This window comes from Bradyrhizobium sp. CCGUVB4N, from assembly GCF_024199945.1.
In the GTDB taxonomy this organism is placed as follows: Bacteria; Pseudomonadota; Alphaproteobacteria; order Rhizobiales; family Xanthobacteraceae; genus Bradyrhizobium.
In genome coordinates this window covers 5,942,330-5,962,902 of the sequence record NZ_JANADP010000001.1, presented here as the reverse complement: position 1 = coordinate 5,962,902, position 20,573 = coordinate 5,942,330, and the positions used below count along the sequence as shown (strand labels likewise).

Genomic DNA, 20,573 nt, shown 5'->3' with positions numbered 1-20,573 from the left:
TCCTCGCATCGCGGGTTTTACGCAGGCGGCGCCGGCACCAGACCGTAGCACAGCATCGTCTCTTTCATCCTTGTGGGATCGGGTGGCGCGCCGGCCGACAGCAGCGCGGCCATCTCCGTAAAATATTGCGGGCCCAACACCCCGGGACTCAAGATGCACAGGCAGGTCGCCGGCTCCGTGGAGCGGTTGGTAAAGCCGTGCACGATGCCGCGCTTGATGAAGACCGATTCTCCGGGGGCAACGTCGTTCTGCTTGCTGTCGATCGTCCAGGTCGAGACGCCGGACAGCCCGTAGATCGTTTCGTCCCAGCGGTCGTGATAATGCGGGATCGGCATCCGCGCATTCGGTTGCAACGTCATTTCGAAGATGTCGACGCTGCCGCCGGTGTCATCCTTGCTGTGCAGGAAGCGGAGCGCGAGCGCGCCGAAATTGATGATGTCGGACATGGTTCTTCGTCCAGGTGAGGGGGCTGCATCGAAGCTGCGGCGCTCGCTCACGTCGAAACGAAAGCTACCGCAGCCCCTCATACACCATCAGCCCGCGTGCGATCTGCAATTTTCGGATCGCGCGCGGCAACAATTTCTCCGGCTGGTGCAGATAGCGCCAGGAGGTGACGGTGAACGGGCCGAGCGCGCCGCATTCGTCGTCGAACGGCGCGAGCACGCCGGTGACGCTGACCGGCGTGTGCGGGCGGGCGTTGAAAGGTAGCAGCAGCAGCTCGAGATGGGCCTTGCTGCCGTCCTCGCGCGTGGCCGTGAGACCGGCGATGGCACCTAACGTCTCGTCGGCGACGATCGTCGCGATCTCCTCGATCTCGCTGCGGCAAGCTTCGGTGAACAGCGCGGCAAAACTTGCGTCCTTGAGATCGCAGCCTGCGAGCGCACAGACGCGGGTGCCGGCAACGCGGAAGGGGAAGCCAAGCTTCGGCTCGCAGGACAGGACGAAGATGTCGCCGAGCAATTCGCGCACGGCGGCGGGATCGATATCGGCCCGGTCAGGCGCTCGCGCGCCGCCGCGCTTCTTGTCCCAATACGCGAAGAACGCGCGGCTCGATGGATGTTTCATGACTGACGCTCACCCCTCGGCGCAACCTCATGGGACAAATCTGTCCCGCTTCAGTGCACCTGAGATCCCTGTGTTGTTGTGCAGGAGGGGAATTGCAGCGTCCATGCCGTGGGAGCGTTTTTGGCCTCGTGCGGGCCGTCTTTGCGTCGTTAACGTTAAATTAACTATGCGCTTTCGCTCGGCCGCGCGGCTGCTAAGGTCATCGCGGTCGCAAGCCTCGCCGCTTTCATCCAGGTTCTCGGCGAGGCCTGTACACAGGCGTCAAACAGTTTGGTCACTGGCCGCGGGGAGGGGTGGGGATACGCCTTGTTCCTCTGCGGTGTCAGGAAGATCGACACGGACAGGCAGGGCTTTCCCAGGGCCCTGCCTTTTCCTTTTGTGCACTTGCGCAAGGCCGGTAAAGGCGACTATCTCCAAGTTCTTGCTTCGATCGCGCCTGAAAGCGAACCGCCTTGGATTCCCCGCTAGAACCACCGTCAGACCAGCCGGTCGTCGCCGAAGAGGCCCCGCGCGAGCCGATCCTGACGCTGCCCTGGCCGCTGACGGCCTATGTCGTCCTGCTGGCGGTGATCCATCTGCGGGTGTTGCTGCCGCCGGAGCTGGAGAACTGGACCATCGACGTGTTCGGCTTCATCCCGAAGCGCTACGATTCCTCGCTGGTCAATTTGCAGTTCGAGGGCGGCGCCGGTGCCAAGGTGTGGACCTTCGTCACCTATTCGCTGCTGCATGCCAATCTCACCCATCTCGCCTTCAACGTGCTGTGGCTGCTGCCGTTCGGCAGTGCGCTGGCGCGGCGCTTTGGCGCGGTGCGCTTCTTCGTGTTCCTGGCGGTGACGGCGGCTGCCGGCGCGCTCGCCCATCTCGTCACCCATGAGCACGCGGTGGTGCCGATGATCGGCGCCTCGGCTTCGGTGTCGGGGGCGATGGCGGCGGCGATCCGGTTCGCCTTCGTGCGCGGCAGCTTCCTGTCGTTCAGCCGTTCGGACGCCGATACCGCCGCCAAGGTTCCGGCACTGCCGCTGTTGCAGGCACTGCGCGACCGGCGGATCGTCGGCTTCCTGAGCGTTTGGTTCGTGATGAACATCGTCTTCGGCGTCGGCGCCATCGGTGTCGAAAGCGACAGCGCGGGTGTCGCTTGGGAAGCGCATATCGGTGGCTTCTTCGCAGGGCTGTTGCTGTTCGCGCTGTTCGATCCCGTGCCGCGCGTGCGAAACGATGATGCTGCGGATGCGTCATCACAGGACATTTCGGACGGTATTTGACGCGGCGCTTGCGGCGCGGCCCGAATTCATCCATCATTCGCTGGAAGAATGTTCCGAAGCAGCAAGCTCATAGAAGCTGCGCTTCGCAAAGCGCCTGAACGTGAAACCGGCGCCGAAACTGTTAGTTGAAGACTCGCGAACAAGTCCAAACCGCGCCAAGCGGACGGATTCGATTCAGGGAGGCGACAATGACAATACGTTCCATTCTCAATACCAAGGGCCACCAGATCATGAGCGTCGAGCCCGACGCGACGCTGGCTGCCGCGGTCAAGCTGCTCGCCGAGAAGAAGATCGGCGCGGTGCTGGTGATGAACCAGAGCCGACTCGAGGGCATCCTGTCGGAGCGCGATATCGTTCGTGTGCTTGGCGAGCGCGGTGCGGGTGTGCTGGAAGAGCCGGTGTCTCAGGTCATGACCCGAAAGGTCGTCACCTGCAAGGAGACCGACACGGTTGCCGAGCTCATGGAGATGATGACCACCGGCAAGTTCCGCCATCTGCCCGTCGTCGAAAACGGCAAGGTGGTCGGGCTGATCTCGATCGGCGACATCGTCAAGCGCCGGGTCCAGGAATACGAGTCCGAGCAGGAAGCCCTGCGCGACTACATCAAGACGGCCTGAGCGGGCTTACGCGCCGGGCTTACTCGATCGCTTTGGGCGCGGTGCCTTCGGGCGCCGGCGCCAGCACGTCGATCGTTTCCTGGATCGACTCCAGCGCGCGTTCGGCGGCGCGGGTGCCGTGCGCGATCAGCTCCTCGGCACGATGGAAGTCGAACCAGCCGAACTGACCGACCCGTGGCGTGATCAGGAGGTCCGGCGGATCGCCGGCAAGCCGCGCGCGGGTGATGCGGTCCTGCATGATGTTGAAGGCGTCGATCATCACCGAGGAGATGCCGGGACGTCCGGCGCTGCCGAAGAACTCGCGCTTGACGGTTTTCTCCGCCGAGAAGAAGCGCGGAAAGCGCCGTTTGGCCGGGGCCTCCTCGGTCACTTGGGCGACCGGCGCGGGCACCGCACCGTGCTGATAGATCGTCGTCGAATGGGTGAAGACGTCGGTGGACAGATTGACGGCGATGACGATTTCGGCGCCGAGCGCCCGCGCCGCCGAAACCGGCACCGGGTTCACCAGCGCGCCGTCGACCAGCCAGCGGTCGCCGATCATCACCGGCGAGAAGATGCCGGGCAGCGCATAGGAGGCGCGCATCGCCTCGACCAGGCGTCCCCGAGTCAGCCAGATCTCGTGGCCGGTGCGGACCTCGGTCGCGACGCTCGCGAACTTGATCGGAAGGTCTTCGATCAGGGTTTGGCCGACCGCCTTCTCAAGTCGGATGGCGAGCTTCTCGCCGCCGATCAGGCCGGAGCCGTCGAGGCGGATGTCGAGATAGCCGAGGATGTTGCGCATGCCTTGCAGGCTGCGACCCCACTCTTCGAGCGTATCGAGGCGGCCGGCCGCATGGAGGCCGCCGACCACCGCGCCGATCGAGGTGCCGACCACGACATCGGGTACGATACCGTTGGCCAGCAGCGTCCTCATGATACCGATATGGGCAAAACCGCGCGCCGCGCCGCCGCCCAGCGCCAGGCCAATGACGGGCCGGCGGATGCTGCCGAGGCCGACTTTTTCTCCGTTCGCGCCGTTCACGCCGCGACCTCTCAAGATTTCCAGCACCGAAACTCTCCTACTCCGGGCCGTCCTCACTCCAGAGTAGGCGCCGCGCTTCCGCTTCGCCAGAAAGACGGCAAAGCTTGGTTTATAGCGTTTGGGACGCTGGGGGCAGGAGTGTGGCGGGGGCCGGTTGCCTCTGATGTAATCACGCAGGCGTCAACCGGGTTCCAAAGAATGCCTTGAGGCCGTAGTTCTTGGGGTTTCAGAGGCTTGAATTTGCCGCGTTTTCGGTGAAAAGCAGAGAGTATGACTCTCGGGGGTGACGGCATCATCGGATGGCGGCGCGGCGGCAGGCTGCTGCCGGCGCTTGTCCTTGCCGCGTGCCTTGTCGTTCTCGGCCAGACTGCCGCCCAAGCGCAGCTTTTCTCGGATCGGCCGCCGCCGGTGCCTCCGGCTTCGGTGCCCGATCCGGGCGGGGCCGTCAGCCTGGCGCCGCCCTCCGGTCCAGGCGCCGGTCCCCCGCCGAGCCTGCCGCCGACCCTGACACAGCCGAATACGCCCAGCATGCCGCCGCCCGCGGTGACGAGCGTTCCGCCGGCAGCCCCCCTCAATGCGGCCGCACCCGGACAGGCCGTGCTGTCGCTGAGCGCCAAATACGGCAAGGACACGCCGGCGATCAGCAGCGGCCTGGTGTGGCGGGTGTTCGCCGATCGTCCCGACGAGAACGGCACCTTCAAGCTGATCCGCGAGGATCGCAGTGCGACGCCCAACATCGTGCTGCCGCCGGGCAATTACGTCGTGCACGTCGCCTTCGGCCTCGTCAGCGCGGTGCGCACCGTCAGCCTGAAGGCCGAGACCGATCGCGAATCCTTCGTGCTGCCGGCCGGCGGTCTGCGCATCGAGGGCCGCGTCGGCACCAGCCGCATTCCGCTGAACCAGATCTCGTTCGCGATCTACAAAGGCAGCCAGTTCGAGTCCGGCGAGCGTGCCTCGCTGGTGCCGAACGTCGCCGCCGGCGACGTGGTGCTGCTGCCGGAGGGCACCTACTACATCATCTCCAACTATGGCGACGCCAACTCGGTGGTGCGCTCGGACATCCGCGTCCAGGCCGGCAAGCTGACCGACGTCACCATCACCCACCGCGCCGCCGTGATCACGCTCAAGCTCGTCAGCGACAAGGGCGGCGAGGCGCTCGCCAACACCGCCTGGTCGGTGCTGACCCCGGGTGGCGACGTCATCAAGGAATCGATCGGCGCCTTCCCGCGCGTCGTGCTCTCCGAAGGCGAGTACCGCGCCATCGCCAAGAACGAGGGCAAGGTCTACGAGCGCGGTTTCAACGTCGTCAACGGCGTCGACGGCGAAGTCGAAGTCGTCGCGCGCTAACCTTGCTCGTGTCCCGGACGCGGTGCGGCACGAAGTGACGCTCCGCTGCGTCCGAGGCACGAGAGCGTGCTCCCTCACTTCCGGTATCTCAGCGCCTCCACCAGCACCGCAAACGCCGGCGTCGACTGCCGCCGGCTGGGGTAATACAGGTGATAGCCGGCGAACGGCGCGCACCAGTCGGCGAGCACGCGGACCAGCCGGCCGTCGGCGATCTCGCGCTTGACGAGATCTTCCGGGATGTAGGCGAGGCCGAGCCCCGCCAGCACGGCATTCATCCTGAGCAGGCCGGTATTGAACACGAGCTGGCCGTCGACGCGTACCTTCATGACGCGGCCGCGCTTCTCGAACTCCCAGGCATAGATCCCGCCATAGGTCGGCAGGCGCAGGTTGATGCAATTGTGCTCGGTGAGATCCTGCGGCCGCTTCGGCCTGCCGCGCGCGGCGAAATAGGCGGGCGCGCCGACCACGGCCATCCGCATCTCCGGCCCGATCCGCACCGCGATCATGTCCCTGGCGACTTGCTCGCCGAGACGGACGCCGGCGTCGTAACGCTCTGCGACGATGTCGGTGAGGCCATAGTCGACGACGAGCTCGACCTTGACGTCGGGATAGCGCGGCAAGAGTTTTGCCAGCGCCGGCCACAGGATCGTCTGCGCCGCGTGTTCGCCCGTGGTGATGCGGACCGTGCCGGCAGGTGTGGCGCGCAACGCGGTGAGCGCTGACAGTTCGGCATCGATCTCGTCGAAGCGCGGCCCGATGGTTCGGAGCAGCCGTTCGCCGGCCTCCGTTGGCGCGACGCTGCGGGTGGTGCGGGTGAGAAGCCTCAAGCCCAGCCGCTCCTCCAGCGCGCGCACGGTGTGGCTGAGCGCCGATTGCGACACGCCGAGCTGGGCCGCTGCGCGGGTAAAGCTGCGTTCGCGCGCGACGGCGAGAAAGGCGAGCAGATCGTTGGTGTTGGTGCGGGCCATTCATGAGTCCAGGTCATGAGTACATGCCGATTTTATCACCTAATCGCAGGCCCGCGCGCGGCCTAAATTTGCTGCCGAAATTGATCTCTAGAGGAGAGCAGCAATGCAGACGCGCAAACTGGGCAAGAGTGGTCTCGAGGTCTCGGCCCTTGGCCTCGGCTGCATGGGACTGAGTTACGGCTACGGCCCCCCGACCGAGACGTCACAAGCAATCACACTGATCCGGACGGCGTTCGAACGCGGCGTGACGTTCTTCGACACCGCCGAGGCCTATGGCCCCTTCGTCAACGAGGAGCTGGTGGGCGAGGCGCTAGCGCCGTTCCGCGACAAGGCGGTGATCGCCACCAAGTTCGGCTTCAAGGGCGGCAAGGTCGACGCCGGGCTCGACAGCTCTCCCGCCAACGTCAAGGCGGTGGCGGAGGCTGCGTTGAAGCGGCTCAGGACCGACCGCATCGATCTGTTCTATCAGCATCGCGTCGATCCGGCGGTGCCGATCGAGGATACCGCCGGCGCGGTCAAGGATTTGATCCGCGAGGGCAAGGTGCTGCATTTCGGCCTGTCCGAGGCAGGCGCCTCGAGCATCCGTCGTGCCCACGCGGTGCAGCCCGTCACCGCACTGCAAAGCGAATATTCGCTGTGGTGGCGTGAGCCGGAGCAGGAGATCTTGCCGACGCTGGAGGAGCTCGGCATCGGCTTCGTTCCGTTCAGCCCGCTCGGCAAGGGCTTTCTGACCGGCGCGATCAACGAGAGCACGGCGTTCGACAGCAGCGATTTCCGCAATATCGTGCCGCGCTTCTCATCGAGCGCACGCAAAGCTAATCGGGCGCTGGTCGATCTGCTCGGCGAGCTCGCCGCAGCGCGAAATGTGACTCCTGCACAGATCGCGCTGGCCTGGCTGCTCGCACAGAAGCCCTGGATCGTGCCGATACCCGGCACCACCAAGCTGCACCGGCTCGCGGAAAATCTCGGCGCGGCTGCGGTGACACTGTCGACTGCGGATCTCGCTGCGATTCTGGGGGAGCTGGCCAATGTGACGGTGCAAGGTGACCGTTACCCCGCACATCTCCAGGCGCGGGTCGGCCGCTAACATTTGTTGTGAATGCCCGGTGAGCGTTCGCTTACCGGACATTTCTCCCCTGTGTATCGCTGTAAGCGCTACCAAGCTCCGCCGCGTAGGCACTAAAAACACCGGAGGCACCGGCTTATTCCAGGCGCGTTGCGACTTCGTCATACCGGTGCAGGATACGTATTTCCGATAATCAATTTAATTCGCTTTCCTTCCTGCTGGGTTATATGTCGGGCATCCGTCCAATGGGGGAGGCCGGCGCAGCCTTGTGGGCTTGCGCGACCGGCAAGGAGCAGGGGCAAACTCGTCGGCATGTTCGAAGTGATCCTCACCAGACGCAAACGGTTCGGTTGGCGGTGGCAGGTCTGCGACCAGTCCGGCAAGATATTTGCCGACGGCTTCGAACGTTCGCGGCCGTCCGCCAAATATTATGGCGAGCGCGCGCTGTTCTTCCTGTTGTCGCAGGCCCATTTGCGCAACCGCTTCACGGCGTCGAGCGAGGATTAGGGGCGCGTGAAGCTTGGTTGCCCGGATTTCGCTTCGCTCCATCCGGGCTACAAGAGTTCGCGCCCTCAGATATCGACCACCAGCTTGCCCTTGGCGGCATGGTCCCGGATCAGCGCATAGGCCTCACCAACGCTCTCCATGGTGAAGCGCCTGGCATCGAGCAGCGGCACCAGCTTGCCGGCCTCGGCGAGCCGCGCGGCTTCCGCCATGATCTCCCCGTGATGCGCGCGGCCTTCGCCGGAGAGCAGCGGCAGCAGCGTGAACACGCCGGAATAGGTGGCGGCGCGGAACGACAGCGGCGCCAGCGCATGCGTGCCCCAGCCGAGCGCGCTCACGACATGACCGAAGCGGCGCACCGCCGCAAAGGACGCATCGAGCACCTTGCCGCCGACGGTGTCGTAGACGATGTCGAAGCCGCGGCCGCCGGTGTGTTCGCCGACGTAGGTCTCAACCGTGGTGTCGCGGTCGATGAATACAGCGCCAAAGCTTTCGATCGTCGCGCGCTGGGATGCCGAGCCGGTCGCGAACACCTCCGCGCCGAACGCACGCGCGATCTGGATCGCGACATGGCCGACACCGCCTGCGCCGCCATGGATCAGGACCTTCTGTCCGGCCTTGAGGCCAGCCCGGTCGATCAGGCCTTCCCACGCCGTGATGAAGATCAGGGGGAGCGCGGCGGCCTCGCGCATGCTGAGATTGGCCGGCTTGAGCGCCAGCAGGTCGGCATCGACTGCGGCGAATACGGCGAGCGACCCCTGCACGCCGCCGACCCCGCCGGTCATGCCATAGACTTCGTCGCCAGCCTTGAACCGCGAGACCTCGCGGCCGGCCTGCTCGACAATGCCGGCGAGATCGATGCCGGGGATCGCCGGCAGCGGATGGCGGGCATGGGCGGCGGCGCCCGCATGGATCTTGGTGTCGAGCGGATTGACCCCGCTTGCGCGCACCCGCACCAGCACCTCGCGGGGGCCGATCTCGGGCGTTGAGATGGTGGAGATGCGCAAGGGCGCGTTATGGGTCTCCAGCACGCCTGCGCGCATTGTCGATTGTCTCGTCATGATCGTCTTGCTCCGTTGTCGCCCTCCAATATGCCCATGATTTTTTGCATGGGAACGAACAAGGATGTACGACGATCGTGCATTTTTGAATGACCAGGTTTTGATCGGGGGAACTCCTATGGAGTGGGGCGATCTGCGCATCTTCCTGGCGATTGCCCGCGAGGGCACGCTCGGCGCTGCCGCGCGAAAAATCGGCCAGACCCAGCCGACCATGGGGCGGCGGCTGCGTGCGCTCGAACAGGCGCTCGGGCAGACGCTGTTCCAGCGCACCGCCGACGGCTTTGTCCTCACCGATGAAGGCACGGCCGTGCTGGCGCATGCCGAGCGGATCGAGGAGGAGGCGATCGCGCTTCAACGGCAGGCGACGGGCACGGAGACGCAGCTCGACGGGACTTTGCGCCTGTCCTCGTCGGACTGGTTCGGCGCGGTGATGCTGTCGCCGGTGATCGCGGCCTTCGGCAAACGCCATCCCAAGGTGGTCGTCGAGCTCCTCACCGATGCGCGGCTCTACAGCCTGCCGCGGCGCGAAGCCGATCTGGTGTTTCGCATCAAGCCTTTCGATGAGCCCGAGGTCATTTCCAGGAAACTGCTCCACATTCCCTACGGGCTCTACGGTAAGAAGGGCAGCAAGCCGCCGCGTGCCGGTGACGGCAGCGGCGTCCGCATCGTGACCATGAACGCCGAATTTTCCGATATGCCCGACGCGGTCTGGCTGAAGCGCACGCTGCCGAAGGCGGAGATCGCCTCACGCAGCAACAACCGCCAGGCGCAGGCCGAGCTCTGCGCCGGTGGTGGCGGCCTTGCTGTGCTGCCACGTCCACTTGGTGATCGCGATCGCCGCCTGGTCGCGCTCGACATCGGCGCCAGCCCGCCCGGTCGCGACACCTATGTCGGCTATCACCGCGATCTCAGGCGTTTGGCGCGTTTGCGGGCGTTGCTGGATCTGGTGATCGAGAAGATGGCAGACGCGCGGCCGTAGCCTCGATGGAGCGAAGCGAAATCCGGGGCCGCTGTGCCGGCATCGATAGAGTCCCGGATTGCGCTTCGCTCCATCCGGGCTGCAAGGTTTCAGGCCACAATTCCTTGCGCCTCTTTCAATGGAGTGAGGCGATGAAAGCAAAGCTCGGGCGACATGCGCCGCGAGGATGCGAAGGCGTGTCTGCAACGAGGGGCGTAGGATGGGTAGAGCACTTGCGAAACCCATCATGTTTCCGCGCGGAGAAAGCGCTGATGGGTTTCGCTTCGCTCTACCCATCCTACTACTCAGTCATTGCGAGGAGCTCTGCATCGCATTTTAAGCAACCGTCATAGTCTCTAACGCGCACTAACCAAGGCGCGACTTAAAACTGTCATAATCGCTAAAATGGAACCGCGGCTGCGGCCTTTTTACATGCCATTAAGCGGGCTTGCATTGGATGCGGTGGGAAAGTGCGTTGGGGACTACAATGAGTGCCGCGAAGAAGATGCCGGGCAAACCGGTCACCGAAATGTTTGACGACATCCCGGTGCTTCAGCGCAAATGGCGTGCCGCGTTGAAGCCGGGTGACCGGCTGCCGCGTTATGAGGACGTGATGCTCGGCAGCCTCGGACGGCTGGCCGACCATATCGCTTTGCTCAAGGGGGATGGCGCGCTCGAACTCTCGCGCAGCGGACGCTACGTGCAGAAATGGCTCGGCGAGGAGCGCTGGGACATTCCGGTCGCCGAGCTGTCGCCGGACTGCGCCACTGCGTTGTCGGAAGCGGTGGCAAGCGCGCTCAAGAACGGACAGCCGCACCAGGCCGCCGCCCATTGCGTGCGCGACGGCATGGTCCGGACCTACGATGTGCTGGCATTGCCGACGGCCTCGCGCTGGGGCGCGACGCTGGTCGGCGCCTACGTCAACGAACGCGGCGCGCAATATAATCTGCTCGACGCGATCTTCTCGTCGACCGATGACGCGGTGGTGTCGCTGGCGACCCTGCGCGACGCCAACGGCGCGCCGTTCGATCTGCAGGTCGTGCACCACAACAAGAGCGCGGGCCTGCTGCTGAAGGTCGCGAGCGGAAGCCTGCTCTGGCGGCGGATCGGCGAGGGAAGCACGCTGCTGGCTTCGCCCGAGATCATGCATTTTCTGCTCAAGGCCGTCTCCGGCGGCCGCGGCGAGCAGCTCGAGATCGAGCACGAGGGGCGTTACCTCCGGTTCAGCGCCACGGCCTTCGCCGACGTGGTCTCGCTGACGATCTCCGATGTCACAGCGCTGAAGCGCCGCGACGCCTCGTTCCGCCTGCTGTTCGACAACAACCCGATGCCGATGTGGGTGTTCGACGCCGACACCAAGCAGTTCCTTGGCGTCAACGATGCCGCGGTCCAGCATTACGGCTACAGCCGCGCTGCGTTCCTGCGCATGACGTTGCCCGAGATCTGGCCGCAGGACGAATGGGACAGCCATGCCGAGGCGCTCGAGCGCATCGGCGACACCTATCATTCCTCGCGCAACTGGCGGCATCTGCGCGCCGACGGCAGCGAGATCGAGGTGCTGACCTTCGGCCGCCGCGTCACCTTCGACGATCGCGACGGCTACCTGGTCGCGGTCGTCGACATCACCGAACGGCGCAAGGCCGAGGCACGGATCGCGCATATGGCCCACCATGACGGGCTCACCGATCTGCCGAACCGCGAATATTTCCAGGAGCGTCTGAAGCAGGCACTCGATCAGGCCGCAGGCAAGCGTGTCGGCGTGCTCTATATCGACCTCGACCTGTTCAAGAACATCAACGACTCCTTCGGGCACCCGGCGGGCGACCGTCTGCTCAAGGAGGTGGCCCAACGCCTCTCCACCGTGGTCCGCGGCGTCAACCTCGCAGCAAGGCTCGGCGGCGACGAGTTCGCCGTGATCCTGGCGGCCGAGGTCTCGCCGAACGAGGCCAGCGCCTGTGCGGCCCTGCTGATCGACATGCTGAAAGCGCCCTACGACATCGATGGCCAGGAGATGGTAATCGGCGCCAGCATCGGCATCGCGCTGTCGCCGGGCGACGGCGTGACCTCGGAGGAGTTGATGCGCAACGCCGACATGGCGCTGTATCGGGCGAAATCCGACGGCGGCGGCGTGCATCATTTCTTCGAGCGCGAGATGGATCTGCAGGCGCAGAAGCGTCGCGACATGGAGCTCGACCTGCGTCGTGCGTTCGCCAATGGCGAGTTCGAGCTGCACTACCAGCCGCTGGTGTCGATCGCTTCCGACCGCATCTCAGGCTTCGAGTCGCTGCTGCGCTGGCGTCATCCCGACAAGGGCATGATCTCGCCGGCGGAGTTCATTCCGGTCGCGGAGGATATCGGCCTGATCACCCAGCTCGGCGAGTGGGTGCTGCGCGAGGCCTGCGCCGAAGCGGTGAAGTGGCCAGCCGACGTCAAGGTCGCGGTCAATCTGTCGCCGGCGCAATTCCGCAGCCGCAACCTGGTTCAGGTCGTGATCTCGGCGCTGGCGCAATCCGGCCTGTCGCCGAAACGGCTCGAGCTCGAAATCACCGAGTCGATCTTCCTGGCCGAGACCGATGCCAATCTGGCGATCCTGCATCAATTGCGCGAGCTCGGCGTGAGCATCTCCATGGATGATTTCGGCACCGGCTATTCCAGCCTGAGCTATCTCCGCAGCTTCCCGTTCGACAAGATCAAGATCGACCGCTCCTTCGTGAAGGATCTGGCGCAGCGGCCCGATTGCGGGGCGATCGTGCGTGCGATCTCCGGCCTCGGGCGCAGCCTCAATATCACCACGACCGCGGAAGGCGTCGAGACCGAGGACCAGCTCGACTGGCTGCGCGCCGAAGGCTGCAACGAGGTGCAGGGTTTTCTGTTCAGCGCGGCGCGGCCCGCTGCCGACATCGCAAAGCTGCTGGCCGATTTCGGCCAGCGCGCCTCACGGGCGGCGTAACTCGGGTGGGTAGCAGCCGTAAACCAGTTCCTTGAACGCAGGCGTGATGCGGCCGCGCTCGTTCTGGGTCTGCTGCATCAGGACGTAGACCATGTCGAGCTTCGGATCGACGCCGAAATAGGTGCCGCTGCCGCTGTCCCATTTCAATTCGCCGATCGAACCTGCTGGCGGCGGCTTTGCGTTGCCGGGATCGGTGCGTACGCCGATGCCGTAGCCATAGCCAAAACCATCGCCGGGGAAATAGAAATAGTCGCGGCCGACGCCGGAGCCGGGACCGACGTGGTCGGTCGTCATCGCCTTGAAGGCCGCCGGGCTGAGGTAACGCTTGCCCTCGAACTCGCCGCCGTTGAGCAGCATCTGCGAGAAGCGCTGATAGTCGGTGATGGTCGAGAGAAAGCCTCCACCGCCGGATTCCCATTCGGGATGGGCGAGGCGGTCCCGCTCGCCGGCGAGCAGGATCGGGTCGTTCGGCAGCGGCCGCGCCATCCGCGTGCGCTCCTCCGGCGTCGTCAGCACGAATTTGGTGCTGGTCATGCCGAGCGGATCGAGGATGCGTTGCTTGAGGAAATGGTACAGCGTCTGGCCCGAGATGATCTCGATGACGGCGCCGAGCACGTCGGTGGAATGGCCGTAGCGCCACAATGTCCCGGGCTGACGGGTCAGCGGCAGCTTGGCGATGCGGTCGGCGAATTGCCTGTTGTTGAACGGGCCCTCGAAAATATTGGCGGCCTGATAGACCTCCATGACCCAGGGGGCACCGATGTAGTCGTAGCTGATACCCGAGGTCTGCCGCAGCAGATCCTCGATGTTGACGGGGCGGTTCGGCGGCTCCAGTCCGAGTTTCGAGGTGCCATCCGGCTCGATGCCCACCTGGGTGTCGGCAAAGAGAGGAACGTATTTCGACAAGGGGTCGGTGAGCGCGAGCTTGCCTTCGTCGATCAGCATCATCGCGCCAAGGCACGTGATCGGCTTGGTCATCGAGTGGATCGAGAAGATCGTGTCGGGCGTCATCGCGAGGCCCGTCCTGGTGTCGCGTACGCCGAAGGTCTTGCGATAGACCTCCTTGCCGTGCTGCTGCACCAGGACGATGGCGCCCGGCAGCCGGCCGGTCGTCACCTCGTTGTTAAAATAGTCGGTGATGCGGTCGAGTCCGTCAGGCGACGGGGCCGGGATGTTGGCGGCGGCGCGGCCTTGCGCCATCGAGCCGGCCAGCATCGCGGCTCCGACCAAAAATTCACGACGCTTCATCCGGGCTTCCTCCCAAGCAGGGAACAAAGCCGCAAGACGTCCGATGCGTCAACAAGACTTCGATTAAAAGCGCGTCACGATTTCGGAAAGGACCGGTCGCGGACGGTCCTCGCTCGGCTTGGTCGGCGTGCCGATGTGAACGAGGCCGGCGAGCTTCTCGTCGGCCTTGAGGCCAAGCCCGTCCAGCACGTCGCGATCGAAGGAGAACCAGCCGGTCAGCCAGCAGGCGCCGTATCCGAGCGCGGTCGCGGCCGTGACGATGTTCATGACGCTCGCGCCCGCCGACAATTCCTGCTCCCACGCCGGCACCTTGGGATGCGGCTTGGTGAAGCTGACGATGCCGATCACCAGCGGCGCATCGGTGAGACGCTTGCGCTCGGTCTCGATATCGGCTGCGGGTGCGCCGGGATTCTTCCGCGCGAAGACTTTGGCGATCACCTCACCGGCGCGCTGGCGAGCATCGCCTTCGAAAATGATGAAGCGCCATGGTGCGAGCTTGCCGTGATCGGGCACGCGCGCGCCGATGGTCAAAATGGTCTCGAGCTCGGCCGGCGAGGGGCCGGGGCCGGTCATCTCGCGCGGCTTGACGGAGCGGCGGGTCTTGAGGAGTTCGATGGCGTCGGGCATTGCGATGGCCTCTTCAGATGGGCAACGGGCGTGCCATGCCGAGATAAGCATGCACGCCCGCAACCGAAAGCGAATTTAGATCGATTTCAGGGATCAGACCGCCTGGCGCATCCGCCGGACATCCGGCGGGGTCGCCTCGTCGACCAGGGCGGCGATTGCCTCCTCGGTCGTCATCACTTTCTGGCCGTCGCTGCCGAGCCGGCGGACGGAGACCGAATGCGTCTCGGCCTCTTTCTTGCCGACCACGAGCAGTGCCGGGATCTTGGCCAGCGAGTGCTCGCGGACCTTGTAGTTGATCTTTTCGTTGCGCAGGTCGATCTCGACCCGCAGCCCCGCGCGCCGCGCCTGCTCCATAACCACCTTGGCGTATTCGTCGCCTTCCGAGGTGATGGTCGTGACCACCGCCTGCACCGGCGAGAGCCAGAGCGGGAAGTTGCCGGCATAGTGCTCGATCAGGATGCCGATATAGCGCTCCATCGAGCCGCAGATCGCACGGTGCACCATCACCGGCGGTTTCTTGCCGCCGTCATGGTCGATGTAGAACGCGCCGAACCGCTCCGGCAGATTGAAGTCGACCTGCGTGGTGCCGCACTGCCAGTCGCGGCCGATGGCGTCGCGCAGCACGTACTCGAACTTCGGCCCGTAAAAGGCGCCTTCGCCCGGATTGATCTCGGTCTTGATGTGATTGTTCTGCGCCTGGATCTCGCGCAGCACAGTTGCCATCACGCGTTCGGCGTGATCCCACATCGCATCCGTGCCGACGCGTTTCTCCGGCCGCGTGGAGAGCTTCACGGTGAGATCGCCGGTGAAGCCGAAATCGGCATAGGTCGACAGGATGAGATCGTTGATCTTCAGGCACTCGTCGGCAAGCTGATCCTCGGTGCAGAAGATGTGCGCGTCGTCCTGGGTGAAGCCGCGCACGCGCATCAATCCGTGCATGGCGCCGGACGGCTCGTAACGATGCACCACGCCGAATTCGGCGAGGCGTAGCGGGAGATCGCGGTAGCTCTTCAGGCCGTGCTTGAAGATCTGGACGTGACCGGGGCAGTTCATCGGCTTGAGCGCAAACCAGCGCTTGTCCTCGGCCTCGTCGCCGGCCGACTGCGCCGCGAACATGTTTTCGCGGTACCAACCCCAATGGCCCGAGGTCTCCCACAACGACTTGTCGAGGATCTGCGGCGCGTTGACTTCGTTATAGTCGCCAGTCAGGCGGCGGCGCATGTAGGCGATGAGCTGCTGAAAGATGGTCCAGCCCTTCGGGTGCCAGAACACGACGCCCGGACCTTCCTCCTGGAAATGGAAAAGGTCGAGCTCGCGCCCAAGCTTGCGATGATCGCGCTTCTCGGCTTCCTCGATCTGCTTGAGGTAAGCGTCGAGGTCCTCCTGCTTGGCGAAGGCCGTGCCGTAGATGCGCGTCAGCATCGGGTTGTTGCTGTCGCCACGCCAATAGGCGCCGGCCACCTTCATCAGCTTGAAGGCGTTGCCGACCTTGCCGGTCGAGGTCATGTGCGGGCCGCGGCAGAGATCGAACCAGTCGCCCTGGTAGTAGATCTTGATCGGCTCGGTGCCGGGAATGGCGTCGACCAGCTCGACCTTGAAGGCTTCGCCCTTGTCGCGGAACACCTGTTTGGTCTTTTCGCGGTCCCAAACCTCTTTCGTGAAGGGTTTGTCGCGCGCTATGATCTCGCGCATCTTTTTTTCGATCGCGGCAAAGTCTTCCGGCGTGAACGGCTCGTTGCGGAAGAAGTCGTAATAGAAGCCGTTCTCGATCACCGGGCCGATCGTGACCTGAGTGCCCGGCCAAAGCGATTGCACGGCCTCAGCCAGCACGTGCGCGCAGTCGTGGCGGATCAATTCGAGCGCGCGCGGATCGTCGCGGTTGACCAGCTCGATCTTCGCATCGGCTTCGATGGGATCGTTGAGGTCGGCGAGCTCGCCGTCGAGCGCCATTGCGACGGTGCGCTTGGCCAGCGAGGGCGATATGCCCTTGGCGATCTCGAGGCCAGTGATGCTCTTGTCATATTGGCGCTGGGCGCCGTCGGGGAAGGTGAGGGTGACTTTGGCGGCTGGGGTCACAGGCTTGAGATTGCTGAGGCTATATTGAAAGCCGGATTCGGATTTGGGCTGATCGGACATTGCTTTTCTCCTGAGGCTCACTCCTGCGAACGAGCGCAGGTAAGCGGGAACGAGCGATATATCAGGCGATTCGGCCTGCGCAATCCGGCAATTCCAAGAAAGTGGCGCGCAAAAGCCGGGGCGAGGCCGAACTATTTCGAACCGCGCCCTTTCGCTGGCGGCGCGCCTGCTCTACATGCATTTGCATGGAAAATCCCCGCGCCGGCCGTTTCGCGCCCACCGCCCTGATGCTTGGCAATCTCGTCACCGGTTGCTCGGTGCTGGCGCCGGCGGGAATGCTGCCGGAATTGTCGGCGGGGCTCGGGATCAGCATCCATGCGGCCGGGCTGCTCATCACCTTCGGTGCGATCACACTATGCATCGGCTCGCCGCTGACGGCATGGCTGACCAGCCGCATCGAACGGCGGATCTTGCTCACGACCACACTCGCGGTGCTCGCCCTCGGCAATCTCGCCTCGGCCTTTGCGCCGGATTACGCGAGCCTCCTCGTCATCCGCCTGGTGATGCTCGCGGTCGGCGCGCTCTACACGCCTCAGGCCGCCGGTACGGCGGCGCTGATCGTGCCGGCGGAGCGGCGTGGCAGTACGATTGCCTACATCTTCCTCGGCTGGTCGTTGGCTGCCGCCATCGGCCTTCCTCTGATCACCTTCATTGCCAGCCGCTATGGCTGGCGCGCCGCCTATGGCGGGATCGGTGCGCTCGGCTGCGTCAGCTTCCTGTTGCTGCTGGTGCGTCTGCCGGCCGGCTTGAAGGGCACGCCGGTCGACCTGAAAACCTGGAGCGCGGTCGGGCGCAGCCGGACCATCCTGTTGCTGCTTGCGATCACCATGTTGCAAATGTCCGGTCAGTTCGTGGTGTTTACCTTCATGGGCCCGCTGCTCAAGAAGCTCACCGATGCCAGCCCCGATGCGATCGGCATGGTGTTCGGCACCTATGGCGTCTGCGGTTTCCTTGGTGTCGTCATCGCGACCCGCATCGTCGACACCTGGGGACCTTACCGAACCTCGCTGCTGTTCACCTGCCTGCTGCTGGCGGGCATCACGGGCTGGGCGCTCGGTGCCGGCACGCTCATGTCGATGGCGGGCGCGGTCGCGATCTGGGGATTGGGCTTCGCATCGACCAATTCGATGCAGCAGGTGCGGCTGGTCGCAGCCGCCCCGCAGCTTGCATCGGCGACCGTCGCCCTCAACACCTCCGTGCTCTATATCGGCCAGGCCGTCGGCTCCGCCATCGGCGGACTGCTGTTCGCCCGCGAGCTGCTGCATCCGCTCGGCTTCGTGGCGTCCGGCTTCGTCGTGCTGGCGCTGATCCTGGTGATCCTGAGCCGGCCCCAGCGGGCCGCCGCTCCGGCCTGAATCGCGCGTTTTCCTGTGCGCAAGGCGCTTGGCAAACCGCGCGCGGGAGCGCTAGAAGGCGAGGCATGGGGACCAAAGAGAGTTGACTGAAATGAGGATGATTCTGGCGGTTGCCGCGGTGCTCTATTCAGCCTCCGCATTTGCGCAGACCGACAAGCCACCGATGGTGGGGGACAAGCCGCTGGTGCAGGTGAAGCCCAAGGGGACCAAGGCCGGCACCAAGGAAGCCGCCGCCAAGCCGGCTGCAGCGCCCAAGGGCAAGCCGCAATCGGTCGCGGCGCGGCTCCAGGCCTGCCTCGAAACCGACGATGGCACCAAGGACCGGCTCAACTGCTACGACGCCATTATCCCACCGACGCCCAAGCCCAAGCCGGCGAAGGCCAAGGGCTACGCCGATTGCCGTTTCTTCAAGGAAGAGGACGAGCGGCTGGCCTGCTTCAACGGCTTTGCCGAGAGCATTCCAAAGCTGCCCAAGACCTAGGGCCGAGCTTCGAGGGCCGGGCGCCTAGTCGGCGATCCGGCTCAGCACAGCCCTGAAGGCAACGCCCGGCACTTGCAGCGCGGTGCCTTCGAACTCGGCCGTGTCGCCGTCCTCGCGGCCGGCGAGGGTCAGCGTGATCCGGTCGATGCCGAACAGCGCCTTGAACGACGGGTCGTCGTTGTAGCGCTCGGTCGAGATCTTGACCTTGATGCTGTCGCCTTCGCCCGCATAGGTGCCAATGAAGGCGAAGGCCGAATTGCCGCCGCGCATCTTGCCATCCGTCACATAGACGACTCCGCAGCCCGTCCCATGAACGGTATGGAAGTCGACCTTGTACAGTCCCTGACGCACTGCCTGTCCCCGCGGTATTCCAGGTGCACTGGTTCAAGTGCAGCTTGGCCGGCAAATTATGGTCGTGGCCGGCAGAAGCAATCCGGTAGCTGCCGGGGATTGTCGGCCATCAACACCGCATTTTGATCACGGCCCGACGGAATCGCAGCCAACGCAGCGAAATGCCGGCGCGCGCAAAATCCAGACTAACGGCTTGGCGCGGAAGAGCTGGTGGCTGCGACGCGCGTCAGCGCCAGCGCCGGTGTTGCCGACATCTTCACCAGCACGTCTTTGAGCGGGTATTGCGTCCACGCGCGGTTAACGTAGTCGCGGTGGGTAATGCCGTCGCCGGTTTCGACGAACACGACACTGCCAGGACGCAACGGCCCATCCATGTCCTCGGAAACGCCGATGCCCTTCTGCCGCAGCATGCTCATCAACTCGCGGTCGCGCCGTGCGGTGTAGTGCGTATAGGAGCTGACGAAGAAGCCCGAGCGATGGCTCTCGATCCAGGAGGCGAACTTGTCCATTTCGCCATAGACCGCATCGAGCAGCACGACACCGCGGACGCGGTCGCTGATGCCGCCGACCTCGAGGCTCCAGGCGGTCGGCAGGAAGCCGCCGCTATAGCCGACGATCACGATCGGCATGTTGGCAAAGGCACGCGCGCTGTTGGGATCACCGGTCAGCTGCGCGAGGTGACTGGCAGACTCTTCCATGAAGCGCTTGAGGCCACCGGGTTGCCAGAACTTTCCAGCGCTGGAATCGGCGGCATCGACCGCCATCTGCGGCGCAAGCAGCACGGCATTGGCGCCGGAATCGGTGATCTGCCGCGGCACCAGCTGGCGGTCGCGCACGTCGCGCTCGAGCGTTGCGCCATTGCCGTGGAAGAACACCACGATCACGCCTGGCTTGCGGACGTCGAAATGCTCGGGGACGTGCATGAGCACGCGGCTGTCGTTGTAGGTCTCGTCCTGCCAGAACACGCGCCCGGAATAGCTGCGGTGGCCGCGGCGGTCGCCCTTGGAGATGTTGAGGAAGGGCGCGTCGGACGCAGGGTTGTTGCCGAAATAAGGGAAGGCCGAGGACTTCATGCTGACCAGCGTCGTCAGGTCTTGCCGTGGTGGACGCTGGTAGGGGATTTGCGGCTCCAGCGAGGCGATCTTGTAGGGTGCCTGCTCCGGCTGAGGCGGTTGCTGTACGGCGCGCTTGGGCGAGAAGTCCGACATCTGTCGTTGCAGAAGACTCTCGCTCGCCGAAGGGAAGCGCTCCCTGAACTGCGGGGCGGGGAAGCGATCTTCGAACGTGTCACCGCTCTGGGCTTGCGGATTGGTCTTCGCAACGACCTGGACGTTGGCCTGCGAGTTCGCCGCCAGCGCCGTCGGATTGGGAGCCCTGCCGCATTGAACCAGCGTCAGTGACAACGGCACCAAGCCTGAGATCAGGGCGATCCGAAGCGCACGACGCCGCGCCCCGGACGCCTTGGTCCGGTCAGCGCGCACGTCTGCCTTCAATTTCGGAACGGCCCCGACCATCCACCCATGACCCCAAGTCACACGTCCATCGGCGATCTTGAG

General features: G+C 64.7%; 19 protein-coding genes. 9 read left to right on the top strand and 10 right to left on the bottom strand.

Annotated elements, in window-relative coordinates:
* Window positions 1–17 precede the first annotated feature (17 nt).
* Window positions 18–446: a cupin domain-containing protein gene (locus NLM31_RS27640; protein WP_254194301.1), complete on the bottom strand. Its 429-nt coding sequence runs from the start codon at window positions 444–446 to the stop codon at window positions 18–20.
* A 64-nt stretch (window positions 447–510) separates the two neighbouring features.
* Window positions 511–1,065 (bottom strand): PAS domain-containing protein, encoded by a 555-nt coding sequence (locus NLM31_RS27635; protein ID WP_254194300.1) that lies wholly within the window; start codon window positions 1,063–1,065, stop codon window positions 511–513.
* 452 nt (window positions 1,066–1,517) lie between these two features.
* Here NLM31_RS27635 and NLM31_RS27630 point away from each other — a divergent pair, with 452 nt between their 5' ends.
* Together NLM31_RS27630 and NLM31_RS27625 are read left to right on the top strand one after the other, a co-directional pair.
* A complete protein-coding gene (locus NLM31_RS27630) occupies window positions 1,518–2,327 on the top strand; it encodes a rhomboid family intramembrane serine protease (protein WP_254132330.1) in 810 nt (269 codons plus the stop codon).
* Window positions 2,328–2,515: 188 nt separating this feature from the next.
* On the top strand, window positions 2,516–2,944 hold the full coding sequence (locus NLM31_RS27625; protein ID WP_254132329.1) for a CBS domain-containing protein: 429 nt from the start codon (window positions 2,516–2,518) through the stop codon (window positions 2,942–2,944).
* Between the two features lie 19 nt (window positions 2,945–2,963).
* On the opposite strand, the gene NLM31_RS27620 is transcribed toward NLM31_RS27625, so the two are convergent.
* Window positions 2,964–3,992 (bottom strand): patatin-like phospholipase family protein, encoded by a 1,029-nt coding sequence (locus NLM31_RS27620; protein WP_254194299.1) that lies wholly within the window; start codon window positions 3,990–3,992, stop codon window positions 2,964–2,966.
* A gap of 243 nt (window positions 3,993–4,235) precedes the next feature.
* On the opposite strand from NLM31_RS27620, the gene NLM31_RS27615 reads away from it, so the two are divergent.
* The gene (locus tag NLM31_RS27615; protein WP_254132327.1) at window positions 4,236–5,312 is read left to right on the top strand and encodes a hypothetical protein; all 1,077 of its coding nucleotides are present in this window, start codon (window positions 4,236–4,238) and stop codon (window positions 5,310–5,312) included.
* 74 nt (window positions 5,313–5,386) lie between these two features.
* On the opposite strand, the gene NLM31_RS27610 is transcribed toward NLM31_RS27615, so the two are convergent.
* A complete protein-coding gene (locus NLM31_RS27610) occupies window positions 5,387–6,280 on the bottom strand; it encodes a LysR family transcriptional regulator (RefSeq protein ID WP_254194298.1) in 894 nt (297 codons plus the stop codon).
* Between the two features lie 103 nt (window positions 6,281–6,383).
* Between NLM31_RS27610 and NLM31_RS27605 the strand changes: the two genes are divergently transcribed.
* Complete coding sequence (locus tag NLM31_RS27605) at window positions 6,384–7,367, top strand: aldo/keto reductase (RefSeq protein ID WP_254194297.1); 984 nt, start codon at window positions 6,384–6,386, stop codon at window positions 7,365–7,367.
* Between the two features lie 291 nt (window positions 7,368–7,658).
* Window positions 7,659–7,853, top strand: a complete 195-nt coding sequence (locus NLM31_RS27600) for a hypothetical protein (RefSeq protein WP_254132324.1) — start codon at window positions 7,659–7,661, stop codon at window positions 7,851–7,853.
* Between the two features lie 65 nt (window positions 7,854–7,918).
* Here NLM31_RS27600 and NLM31_RS27595 read toward each other — a convergent pair whose 3' ends face one another.
* Complete coding sequence (locus NLM31_RS27595) at window positions 7,919–8,911, bottom strand: zinc-dependent alcohol dehydrogenase family protein (protein WP_254194296.1); 993 nt, start codon at window positions 8,909–8,911, stop codon at window positions 7,919–7,921.
* 118 nt (window positions 8,912–9,029) lie between these two features.
* Between NLM31_RS27595 and NLM31_RS27590 the strand changes: the two genes are divergently transcribed.
* On the top strand, window positions 9,030–9,890 hold the full coding sequence (locus NLM31_RS27590; protein ID WP_254194295.1) for a LysR family transcriptional regulator: 861 nt from the start codon (window positions 9,030–9,032) through the stop codon (window positions 9,888–9,890).
* Window positions 9,891–10,356: 466 nt separating this feature from the next.
* Complete coding sequence (locus NLM31_RS27585) at window positions 10,357–12,819, top strand: bifunctional diguanylate cyclase/phosphodiesterase (RefSeq protein WP_254194294.1); 2,463 nt, start codon at window positions 10,357–10,359, stop codon at window positions 12,817–12,819.
* On the opposite strand, the gene NLM31_RS27580 is transcribed toward NLM31_RS27585, so the two are convergent.
* From NLM31_RS27580 to thrS, 3 genes are all read right to left on the bottom strand, one after another.
* Window positions 12,805–14,067: a beta-lactamase family protein gene (locus tag NLM31_RS27580; RefSeq protein WP_254194293.1), complete on the bottom strand. Its 1,263-nt coding sequence runs from the start codon at window positions 14,065–14,067 to the stop codon at window positions 12,805–12,807. The two genes, NLM31_RS27585 and NLM31_RS27580, sit on opposite strands and share 15 nt — an antisense overlap.
* Window positions 14,068–14,130: 63 nt before the next feature.
* Window positions 14,131–14,694, bottom strand: coding sequence for a nitroreductase (locus NLM31_RS27575; protein WP_254132319.1), 564 nt, complete (start codon window positions 14,692–14,694; stop codon window positions 14,131–14,133).
* 93 nt (window positions 14,695–14,787) lie between these two features.
* Entirely contained in the window at window positions 14,788–16,830 is a 2,043-nt protein-coding gene (gene thrS, locus NLM31_RS27570; protein ID WP_254194292.1) for a threonine--tRNA ligase, read from the bottom strand.
* 185 nt (window positions 16,831–17,015) lie between these two features.
* On the opposite strand from thrS, the gene NLM31_RS27565 reads away from it, so the two are divergent.
* Entirely contained in the window at window positions 17,016–18,185 is a 1,170-nt protein-coding gene (locus NLM31_RS27565; RefSeq protein WP_254194291.1) for an MFS transporter, read from the top strand.
* A 91-nt stretch (window positions 18,186–18,276) separates the two neighbouring features.
* Window positions 18,277–18,666 carry a hypothetical protein gene (locus NLM31_RS27560; protein WP_254132316.1) on the top strand — a complete coding sequence of 130 codons (390 nt, stop codon included), beginning with the start codon at window positions 18,277–18,279 and terminating at the stop codon, window positions 18,664–18,666.
* 24 nt (window positions 18,667–18,690) lie between these two features.
* On the opposite strand, the gene NLM31_RS27555 is transcribed toward NLM31_RS27560, so the two are convergent.
* Window positions 18,691–19,017 carry a GrlR family regulatory protein gene (locus NLM31_RS27555; RefSeq protein WP_254132315.1) on the bottom strand — a complete coding sequence of 109 codons (327 nt, stop codon included), beginning with the start codon at window positions 19,015–19,017 and terminating at the stop codon, window positions 18,691–18,693.
* A gap of 185 nt (window positions 19,018–19,202) precedes the next feature.
* Complete coding sequence (locus NLM31_RS27550; RefSeq protein WP_254194290.1) at window positions 19,203–20,531, bottom strand: alpha/beta hydrolase; 1,329 nt, start codon at window positions 20,529–20,531, stop codon at window positions 19,203–19,205.
* Between the last annotated feature and the right edge of the window lie 42 nt (window positions 20,532–20,573).

Bases quoted from the DNA above. Each gene is read 5' to 3' on its own strand.
- NLM31_RS27595 (WP_254194296.1), bottom strand. From the start codon at position 8,911: ATGACGAGACAATCGACAATGCGCGCAGGCGTGCTGGAGACCCATAAC.
- NLM31_RS27550 (WP_254194290.1), bottom strand. From the start codon at position 20,531: ATGGTCGGGGCCGTTCCGAAATTGAAGGCAGACGTGCGCGCTGACCGG.
- NLM31_RS27640 (WP_254194301.1), bottom strand. From the start codon at position 446: ATGTCCGACATCATCAATTTCGGCGCGCTCGCGCTCCGCTTCCTGCAC.
- NLM31_RS27615 (WP_254132327.1), top strand. From the start codon at position 4,236: ATGACTCTCGGGGGTGACGGCATCATCGGATGGCGGCGCGGCGGCAGG.
- NLM31_RS27590 (WP_254194295.1), top strand. From the start codon at position 9,030: ATGGAGTGGGGCGATCTGCGCATCTTCCTGGCGATTGCCCGCGAGGGC.
- NLM31_RS27600 (WP_254132324.1), top strand. From the start codon at position 7,659: ATGTTCGAAGTGATCCTCACCAGACGCAAACGGTTCGGTTGGCGGTGG.
- NLM31_RS27580 (WP_254194293.1), bottom strand. From the start codon at position 14,067: ATGAAGCGTCGTGAATTTTTGGTCGGAGCCGCGATGCTGGCCGGCTCG.
- NLM31_RS27560 (WP_254132316.1), top strand. From the start codon at position 18,277: ATGAGGATGATTCTGGCGGTTGCCGCGGTGCTCTATTCAGCCTCCGCA.
- NLM31_RS27635 (WP_254194300.1), bottom strand. From the start codon at position 1,065: ATGAAACATCCATCGAGCCGCGCGTTCTTCGCGTATTGGGACAAGAAG.
- thrS (WP_254194292.1), bottom strand. From the start codon at position 16,830: ATGTCCGATCAGCCCAAATCCGAATCCGGCTTTCAATATAGCCTCAGC.
- NLM31_RS27610 (WP_254194298.1), bottom strand. From the start codon at position 6,280: ATGGCCCGCACCAACACCAACGATCTGCTCGCCTTTCTCGCCGTCGCG.
- NLM31_RS27625 (WP_254132329.1), top strand. From the start codon at position 2,516: ATGACAATACGTTCCATTCTCAATACCAAGGGCCACCAGATCATGAGC.
- NLM31_RS27575 (WP_254132319.1), bottom strand. From the start codon at position 14,694: ATGCCCGACGCCATCGAACTCCTCAAGACCCGCCGCTCCGTCAAGCCG.
- NLM31_RS27565 (WP_254194291.1), top strand. From the start codon at position 17,016: ATGGAAAATCCCCGCGCCGGCCGTTTCGCGCCCACCGCCCTGATGCTT.
- NLM31_RS27605 (WP_254194297.1), top strand. From the start codon at position 6,384: ATGCAGACGCGCAAACTGGGCAAGAGTGGTCTCGAGGTCTCGGCCCTT.
- NLM31_RS27585 (WP_254194294.1), top strand. From the start codon at position 10,357: ATGAGTGCCGCGAAGAAGATGCCGGGCAAACCGGTCACCGAAATGTTT.